Genomic DNA, 8,899 nt, shown 5'->3' on the forward strand with positions numbered 1-8,899 from the left:
CTCTGGACGGTGTCGTGGGGAGGCTGGGGTGGCATGTGCTGCCATTGTGCGGCGTTGCTCTGGCGGGCGCTTGGCGCGGCCCGCGCAACCCGGCGAAATGCCGGGCTTTGGCGGATTTTGAGCCAAAGAGGGCCCTGGCGCTTGCTGAATCTTCGGAGTTTGCTATTGGTTTCGAAGCATTGAGGTTTTAGATCCGCCCCTGGCCCACGCCGGTGCCCCGCGCCAGGTGCGTGAGCGGCAGGGCGCTGCTGGCCTTCACCTCGCCCAGCGAGAAGCTGGTGTGCATGTCTTTCACGTTGGGCAGGTTGAGCAGCACATCGCGCGCAAACAGCGAGAAGCTGTCCAGATCGCGCGCCACCACCTGCAGTTCGAAGGTGCCGGTGCCGCTGATGTAGTGGCACGACACCACTTCGGGGATTTGCCGGATGGCCTCTTCCATGGCGCGGGTCAGGTTGCCGGTGCTGCGGTCGGCGTCCAGCCGCACGAAGGCCAGCACGCCCAGGCCGATCTTGTGCCGGTCGATCTCGGCGCGGTAGCCCTTGATGAAGCCCTCTTCCTCCAGCGCCCGCACCCGGCGCCAGCACGGCGCGGCCGACAGCCCGACGCGTTGCGCGAGTTCGGCGTTGGTCAGGCGGGCATCGGCCTGCAACTCGCCGAGGATGGCGATGTCGAATTTATCCAAATTGTTCATTGAATACCGATTTTAAGAAAGCTTCTTTCAAAAACAAGGGTAAACCTCGCATGAAAACGAAAGGACATATCCCCCGAGAGTGCATAAACTGCTTTGCAAACTTTCGCATGCCCGGCGGCCCCTGCCCACAAGGCGGGGGCCGCGCGCCATCTCCACAGGAATCCCCATGAACGCCCCTCTGCCAGAACACATCCGCAAAGCGCTGGAAACCGTCACGCTCGACGACAAATACGCCCTGGGCGCCGGCCGTGCCTTCATGAGCGGCGTGCAGGCCCTGGTGCGCCTGCCCATGTTGCAGCGCCAGCGCGATGCGGTGGCCGGCCTGAACACCGCCGGCTTCATCAGCGGCTACCGCGGCAGCCCGCTGGGCACCTATGACCAGGCGCTGTGGGCCGCCAAGAAGCACCTGGCGGCCAACAACATCGTTTTCCAGCCCGGCGTGAATGAAGAGCTGGGCGCCACCGCCGTGTGGGGCACGCAGCAGCTCGACCTGTACCCGCAAAGCAAGAAGTACGACGGCGTGTTCGGCATCTGGTATGGCAAGGGCCCGGGCGTGGACCGCTGCTCGGACGTGTTCAAGCACGCCAACATGGCCGGCACCGCCCAGCACGGCGGCGTGATCGCCATCGCGGGCGACGACCACATCAGCAAGAGCAGCACGGCGCCGCACCAGAGCGACCACATCTTCAAGGCCTGCGGGCTGCCGGTGTTCTTCCCGAGCAGCGTGCAGGACATCCTCGACATGGGCCTGCACGCCTTCGCCATGAGCCGCTTCTCGGGCGTGTGGTCGGGCATGAAGACCATCCAGGAGGTGGTGGAGTCGTCGGCCAGCGTTTCGGTGGACCCCGACCGCGTGAAGATCGTGATGCCCGAGGACTTTGCCATGCCGCCCGGCGGCCTGCACATTCGCTGGCCCGACGCGCCGCTGGAGCAGGAGGCGCGCCTCATGGACTACAAGTGGTACGCCGCCCTGGCCTATGTGCGTGCCAACAGGCTCAATTACAACGTGATCCAGGGGCCCCATGACCGCTTCGGCATCATCGCCAGCGGCAAGGCCTACAACGACACCCGCCAGGCCCTGATGGACCTGGGGTTGGACGACGACACCTGCCGCCAGCTGGGCATCCGCGTGCACAAGGTCAACGTGGTGTGGCCGCTCGAAGCCACCATCACGCGCGATTTCGCGCAGGGCCTGCAGGAGATCCTGGTGGTGGAGGAAAAACGCCAGGTCATCGAATACCAGATCAAGGAAGAGCTCTACAACTGGCGCGCCGATGTGCGTCCCAACGTGCTGGGCAAGTTCGACGAGATCGAGGGCGACAACTCGGGCGGTGAGTGGAGCATGCCCAACCCCAGCCAGAACTGGCTGCTGCGCCCCAAGGCCGATCTGACGCCCGCCATCATCGCCAAGGCCATTGCCAAGCGCCTCAAGAAGCTGGGCGTGCCCGGCGACATCATTGCGCGCATGGATGCGCGCATCGCCGTCATCGAAGCCAGCGAACGTGCGATGACCGAGCTGAAGGTGGACACGGGCGAGCGTGCGCCTTGGTTCTGCAGCGGCTGCCCGCACAACACCAGTACCCGCGTGCCCGAGGGCTCGCGGGCCGTGGCCGGCATCGGCTGCCACTACATGACGGTGTGGATGGACCGCAGCACCTCCACCTTCACGCAGATGGGCGGCGAGGGCGTGACCTGGGTGGGCCAGGCGCCCTTCACCAAGGACGCGCATGTGTTTGCCAACCTGGGCGACGGCACGTACTTCCACAGCGGCCTGCTGGCGATCCGCCAGAGCATCGCGGCCGGCGTGAACATCACCTACAAGATCCTCTACAACGACGCCGTGGCCATGACCGGCGGCCAGCAGGTGGGGGAACGGCCCGAAGGCCATTCGGTACTGCAGATCATGAACAGCGTCAAGTCCGAAGGCGCCGTGAAGATCGTCATCGTCACCGACGAGCCGCAGAAATACGACGGTGTGCCGCTGGCCGAGGGTGTGACGGTGCACCACCGCGACGAACTCGACCGCATCCAGCGCGAGCTGCGCGAGATCCCGGGCTGCACTGTCCTCATCTACGACCAGACCTGCGCCACGGAAAAGCGCCGCCGCAGAAAGCGCGGCACGCTGGCCACGCCCGACAAGACCGTGGTTATCAACGAGCTGGTGTGCGAGGGCTGCGGCGACTGCTCGGTGCAGTCCAACTGCCTCTCGGTGGAGCCAGTGGAGACGGAGTTCGGCCGCAAGCGCCGCATCAACCAGAGCACGTGCAACAAGGACTATTCCTGCGTCAAGGGCTTCTGCCCCAGCTTCGTGACCGTGGAAGGCGGTACGCTGAAAAAGCCCAAGAAGGAAAAGAAGGGCGATCTGTCCAGCCTGCCTGCCATTCCTGAACCCGTGCTGCCGGTGGCCGAAACGGCCTGGGGCATCGTGGTGGGTGGCGTGGGCGGCACGGGTGTGATCACCATCGGCTCGCTGCTGGGCATGGCCGCGCACCTGGACGGCAAGGGCGTGGTCACGCAGGATGCCGGCGGCCTGGCGCAAAAGGGTGGCGCCACCTGGAGCCACATCCAGATCGCCAACCGGCCCGAGGCCATTTACACCACCAAGGTCGACACCGCCAAGGCCGATCTGGTGATCGGTTGCGACCCGATCGTGGCCGCCAGCAAATACACGCTGGCCGTCATGCAGCCGGGCCGCACCTTCGTGGCGTTGAACTCGCACGGCACGCCCACCGCCGCCTTCGTGACCAACCCGAACTGGCAGTTTCCAGCGGCCAATTGCGACAGTGCCATCACCGCCGCTGTGGGCGCCTCCAACGTGGGCAGCTTCGACGCCGAACAGGTGGCCGTTCAGTTGCTGGGCGACAGCATCTACACCAACCCGCTCATGCTGGGCTACGCATGGCAGAAGGGCCGCGTGCCACTGAGCCTGGCCTCGCTGATGCGCGCCATGGAACTCAATGGCGTGCAGATCGACAACAACAAGGCGGCCTTTGAATGGGGCCGGCGCTGCGCGCACGATCTGGCGTCGGTGCAGGCGCTGTTCCAGGCCGCGCAGGTGATCCAGTTCGTCAAGAAGCCTTCCGTGGCCGAGTTGGTGGGCAAGCGCGTGGAATTCCTCACGGGTTACCAGAACGCGGCCTACGCGGCCGAGTACCGTGCCTTTGTCGAGAAGGTGCAGGCGGCCGAAGCGAAGCTGGGCACCACCACCCGCTTGTCCGAGGCCGTGGCCCGCTACCTGTTCAAGCTGATGGCCTACAAGGACGAATACGAAGTGGCGCGCCTGCACACCGACAAGGCCTTCACGGACAAGATCGCGGCCATGTTCGAGGGCGACTACAAGCTGGTGCACCACCTCGCTCCGCCCCTCACAGCCAGGAAGAACGACAAGGGCGAACTGCTCAAGCAGTCCTACGGCCCCTGGATGCGCAGCGCCTTTGGCCTGCTGGCAAAGATGAAGGGTTTGCGCGGCAGTGCACTGGACATCTTCGGCAAGACCGATGAGCGCCGGATGGAGCGCGCCCTGATCGTGGAATACCGCGCCTGCATCGACGAGTTGCTGGCCGGTCTGACCCCCGAGAAGCTGCCACTGGCCGTGGAGATTGCCAGCATCCCCGAAGGCATCCGCGGCTACGGCCACGTGAAGGAGCGGCACCTGAAGGCGGCCCGGCCCAAATGGAGCGGCCTGATGGCGCAATGGCGCGGCGGCGCGGCGGCGGAGCCCCGGCGCGAGGCCGCCTGATCGCGGGGCGCCAACGGCCGGTTGCAAAAAAGCCCGCGCTTTGCGCGGGCTTTTTACTATCAAAAAAAGAGCTAAAAAAGCAGAACCAACAAGCGCATGGTGCGGTTTTTGCCCAATTTTTCTTTGGCTGCCACCCGGTGCGACGCTGGGCCGGCAAACACGGGCGCGGGCCTGGGTCTTAGCCCTTGGGCATCGGGCGGAGGCCCGCATACAATGGTCCGTTTCGCCTGCGCAGGCGCATGGGTGCTTTGCCTGCGGCGGGTCGTGTGTGTTTTGTCCATCCGTTGTGGAGTCTCTTTCGTGTTTATTTCTTCTGCTTTTGCCCAGACCGCACCTGCCGCCGCCGCTGGTGGCGGCGACATCATGTCCTCGCTCACGGGCATGCTGCCCCTGGTGCTGATGTTCGTGGTGCTGTACTTCGTCATGATCCGCCCCCAGATGAAGCGCCAGAAGGAACACCGCGCCATGATTGACGCCATCGCCAAGGGCGATGAAGTGGCCACGGCCGGCGGCATCATTGGCAAGGTCACCCGCCTGTCCGAAGGCTTCCTGCACATCGAGATCGCCAGCGGCGTTGAAGTGCAGGTGCAGCGCAGCGCCGTGGCGCAGGTGCTGCCCAAGGGCACGGTGAAGTGAAGAACCCTCCCCCCGGGCGGCTGTGCCGCTTCCTCCTTGCCGCGCGCCGCGCACGGGAAGGGGGCGATGCCGCAGGGCTGGCCAAGCCAGCGCCACGGCATCCTGGCGGGGGGCCGGCGCATTGCATGCGCCATGGACAACTGAGGTAAGAGCGCGATCATGAACCGTTATCCGGTCTGGAAGTACGCGATCCTGGTGATCGTGCTGCTGGTGGGGGCCCTGTACACCCTGCCCAATTTCTTCGGCGAAGCGCCTGCGGTGCAGGTTTCGTCCGGCAAGGCCACCGTCAAGGTGGATTCGGCCGTGCAACAGCGGGTGGAAGAAGCGCTGAAGGCGGCGGGTCTCACGCCCGACCTGGTGAGCCTGGACGCCGGCTCGGTGCGCGCGCGCATGGACACGCCCGACAACCAGCTCAAGGCCCGGGACGCGATCCAGAAAGCCCTGATCCCCGACCCTGCCAACCCGTCGTACATCGTGGCGCTGAACCTGGTGTCGCGCTCGCCGGCTTGGCTCACGGCCCTGCATGCCCGCCCCATGTACCTGGGGCTGGATCTGCGCGGTGGCGTGCACTTCATGCTGCAGGTAGACATGCAGGCCGCGCTGACCAAGAAGGCCGAGTCGTATGCGGGTGACATCCGCACCGCGCTGCGCGACAAGAACATCCGCCACGGCGGCATCACCCGTGACGGCCAGGCGATCGAGATCAAGGTGCGCGACGAGGCCACGCAGACGGCCGCCCGCAACCTGATCTCCGACCAGTTCACCGACCTGCAGACCACCAGCACGCCCGACGGCGGCGAATTCAAGCTGCGCGCGGCCATCAAGCCCGAGGCGACGCGCCGCGTGCAGGACCAGGCGCTCAAGCAGAACATCACGACGCTGCACAACCGCATCAACGAACTGGGCGTGGCCGAGCCGGTGATCCAGCAGCAGGGTGTGGACCGCATCGTGGTGCAGTTGCCCGGCGTGCAGGACACGGCCAAGGCCAAGGACATTCTGGGACGCACCGCCACGCTGGAAGTGCGCCTGGTGGACGAAGGCACCGAGGCGCGTGCCGCAGAGGCAGGCCGCGGCCCCGTGCCCTTCGGTGCCGAGCGCTATTTCGACCGCAGCGGCCAGGCCGTGATCGTGAAAAAGCAGGTCATCCTGACCGGCGAGAACCTCACCGATGCCCAGCCCGGCTTCGACGGCCAGACGCAGGAGCCCACCGTCAACCTCACGCTGGACGCCAAGGGCTCGCGCATCTTCCGCGACATCACGCGCGAGAACGTGGGCAAGCGCATGGCCATCGTGCTGTTCGAAAAGGGCAAGGGCGAGGTGGTGACCGCGCCCGTGATCCGTACCGAAATCGGCGGCGGCCGGGTGCAGATTTCCGGCCGCATGACCACGGTGGAAGCCAACGATACAGCCCTGCTGCTGCGCGCCGGTTCGCTGGCCGCACCCATGGAAATCATCGAGGAATTCACCATCGGCCCGAGCCTGGGCGCCGACAACATCGCGCGCGGCATCCACAGCGTGGTCTGGGGGATGGTGGCCGTGGCCGCGTTCATGTGCGTGTACTACCGGTTGTTCGGCGTGTTCTCCACCCTGGCGCTGTCGGTGAACGTGCTGCTGCTGCTGGCCATCCTGTCGATGCTGCAAGCCACGCTGACCCTGCCCGGCATCGCCGCCATGGCGCTGGCGCTGGGCGTTGCGATCGACTCGAACGTGCTGATCAATGAACGCATCCGCGAGGAGTTGCGCGACGGCGTTTCGCCCCAGGCGGCCATCCACATGGGCTATGACCGCGCGTGGGCGACGATCCTGGACTCCAACGTGACCACGCTGATCGTGGGCCTGGCGCTGCTGGCCTTCGGCTCCGGCCCCGTGCGCGGCTTCGCCGTGGTGCACTGCATCGGCATCCTGACCAGCATGTTCTCGGCCGTGTTCTTCTCGCGCGGTGTGGTGAACCTGTGGTATGGCCGCCAGAAAAAGCTCAAGAGCGTGTCGATCGGCCAGGTCTGGAAGCCTGACGCCGACACCGCCGTGGCCAAGACGAACTAAAGGAGGAAGACCATGGAATTCTTAGTTCCAGCATCACATGCGCTGCGCGCACATGAGCTTCCTCTGAAAACTCCAACCAAGGAATAGCAATCATGGAGTTTTTCCGCATCCGAAAAGACATCCCTTTCATGAAGCACGCGTTGGTCTTCAACGCGATTTCCTTCATCACCTTTGCCCTTGCCGTCTTCTTCCTGCTCACGCGCGGGCTGCACCTGTCGGTGGAGTTCACGGGCGGCACGGTCATGGAAGTGGCCTACAGCCAGCCGGCGGAACTCGCCAAGGTGCGCGAGACCGTGGCCAGCATGGGTTACCCCGATGTGCAGGTGCAGAATTTCGGCACCGCGCGGGACGTGATGATCCGCCTGCCCGTGCAAAAAGGCGTGACTTCGGCCCAGCAAAGCGAGCAGGTGATTGCCGCGCTCAAGGCAGGCGACCCGGCCGTGACGCTGCGGCGCACGGAGTTTGTCGGCCCGCAGGTTGGCGAAGAGCTGGTGCACGGGGGACTCATGGCGCTGGCCATGGTGGTGGTGGGGATCGTGGTCTACTTGGCCTTCCGCTTCGAGTGGAAGTTCGGCGTGGCCGCCATCATCGCCAACCTGCACGACGTGGTGATCATCCTGGGCTTCTTTGCCTTCTTCCAGTGGGAGTTCTCGCTGTCGGTGCTGGCCGCCGTGCTGGCCGTGCTGGGCTATTCGGTGAACGAATCGGTGGTGATCTTCGACCGGATCCGCGAAGCGTTCCGCAAATACCGCAAGATGAACACGCACGAGGTGATTGACCACGCCATCACCAGCACCATGAGCCGCACCATCATCACCCACGCCTCCACCGAGGCGATGGTGCTGTCGATGTTTTTCTTTGGCGGCCCCAGCCTGCACTATTTTGCGCTGGCGCTCACCATCGGCATCCTGTTCGGTATCTACTCGTCGGTTTTCGTGGCGGCGGCCATCGCCATGTGGCTGGGCGTGAAGCGCGAAGACCTGGTCAAGGTGGCCAAAAAGGACGAAGACCCCAACGACCCCAATGCCGGGGCCACGGTCTGACCCGCTACCATTGACGCATGCCCGCACCACTGCCTTCCGTTCCGCAGCGTCGCCTGGCACGCCAGGCGCGCCAGAAGTTCGTGGAAGGCATCTGTGCGGGCCTTCCCGACCTCGACAAGACCGTTCTCGATTTTCTGTCGCAGCTCGTGTCGCAGACAGGCACGCAGCGGGATATGCAGGCCCGGCGCGATGCCTGGCTGCAGTTTCAGCAGCACCACACCGACTGGGTGGCGAACATGGGGCGTGGCCTGCGGGAGGCCCTGGCCCCGCACATCAGCACCACGCGGGGCACCCCGATGCCCGCTGGCGCCAGCCAGTTCGAATTGCTCAGCGACGACGTGGTTGAAAACAAGATCGCTGCCTCGCGCATGGCCCTCACGGTCAACGAGCAGGTCAGCCATCAGCTCGATACCGTCCGGCAGCGCACGCAGTCACTTGAAGGCCAGGACCTCGACAGCAACGACATCCTGCGCCCCGAAGCCGTCTGCCTGATCGTGGTGGAGCAATGGGTCGAGGCAGGGATGCAGCGCACCGATCTGCTGACCGTGGTCGACCCCCTGCAGCGCGATTTGGCCAACCTGCTGCAAAAACAGTACCAGGCGGTGAACGTGTTCTATGTGGAGCAGGGCGTCACCCCGCAAAACGACCTGCGCTCGCGCGTGCGGCGGACCGAAGGCGGAACCGTGGGTGCGGGCGACACCGCCCCGGGCGGCCTGGCATCCCAGGCCCTGGCGCAAACGCGGGAGG

Annotated in this window: 7 protein-coding genes; 6 read left to right on the plus strand and 1 reads right to left on the minus strand. The window is 65.1% G+C overall.

The window, feature by feature from the left end:
- Positions 1–191: hypothetical protein (locus tag ACDELDRAFT_RS25785; protein WP_232504793.1), on the plus strand; the 191-nt coding region annotated here is incomplete at its 5' end.
- Here ACDELDRAFT_RS25785 and ACDELDRAFT_RS15880 read toward each other — a convergent pair.
- Entirely contained in the window at positions 188–691 is a 504-nt protein-coding gene (locus ACDELDRAFT_RS15880) for an Lrp/AsnC family transcriptional regulator (protein ID WP_005798617.1), read from the minus strand. The two genes, ACDELDRAFT_RS25785 and ACDELDRAFT_RS15880, sit on opposite strands and share 4 nt — an antisense overlap.
- A 166-nt stretch (positions 692–857) precedes the next feature.
- On the opposite strand from ACDELDRAFT_RS15880, the gene ACDELDRAFT_RS15885 reads away from it, so the two are divergent.
- The 5 genes from ACDELDRAFT_RS15885 to ACDELDRAFT_RS15905 all read left to right on the plus strand — a co-directional run.
- Entirely contained in the window at positions 858–4,430 is a 3,573-nt protein-coding gene (locus tag ACDELDRAFT_RS15885) for an indolepyruvate ferredoxin oxidoreductase family protein (protein ID WP_005798619.1), read from the plus strand.
- 300 nt (positions 4,431–4,730) lie between these two features.
- Positions 4,731–5,066 (plus strand): preprotein translocase subunit YajC, encoded by a 336-nt coding sequence (yajC, locus tag ACDELDRAFT_RS15890; protein WP_040329516.1) that lies wholly within the window; start codon positions 4,731–4,733, stop codon positions 5,064–5,066.
- 159 nt (positions 5,067–5,225) lie between these two features.
- Positions 5,226–7,109 carry a protein translocase subunit SecD gene (secD, locus tag ACDELDRAFT_RS15895; protein ID WP_005798621.1) on the plus strand — a complete coding sequence of 628 codons (1,884 nt, stop codon included), beginning with the start codon at positions 5,226–5,228 and terminating at the stop codon, positions 7,107–7,109.
- 92 nt (positions 7,110–7,201) lie between these two features.
- A complete protein-coding gene (gene secF / locus ACDELDRAFT_RS15900; RefSeq protein ID WP_005798622.1) occupies positions 7,202–8,152 on the plus strand; it encodes a protein translocase subunit SecF in 951 nt (316 codons plus the stop codon).
- 17 nt (positions 8,153–8,169) lie between these two features.
- Positions 8,170–8,899, plus strand: a 730-nt coding sequence (locus tag ACDELDRAFT_RS15905) for a DUF1631 family protein (RefSeq protein ID WP_005798624.1), incomplete at its 3' end; no start/stop codon positions are given.

Source organism: Acidovorax delafieldii 2AN, from assembly GCF_000175235.1.
GTDB lineage: Bacteria > Pseudomonadota > Gammaproteobacteria > Burkholderiales > Burkholderiaceae_C > Acidovorax > Acidovorax delafieldii_B.

Coding starts and splice junctions, on each gene's coding strand:
- ACDELDRAFT_RS15880 (WP_005798617.1), bottom strand. CDS start 691: ATGAACAATTTGGATAAATTCGACATCGCCATCCTCGGCGAGTTGCAG.
- ACDELDRAFT_RS15885 (WP_005798619.1), top strand. CDS start 858: ATGAACGCCCCTCTGCCAGAACACATCCGCAAAGCGCTGGAAACCGTC.
- secD (WP_005798621.1), top strand. CDS start 5,226: ATGAACCGTTATCCGGTCTGGAAGTACGCGATCCTGGTGATCGTGCTG.
- secF (WP_005798622.1), top strand. CDS start 7,202: ATGGAGTTTTTCCGCATCCGAAAAGACATCCCTTTCATGAAGCACGCG.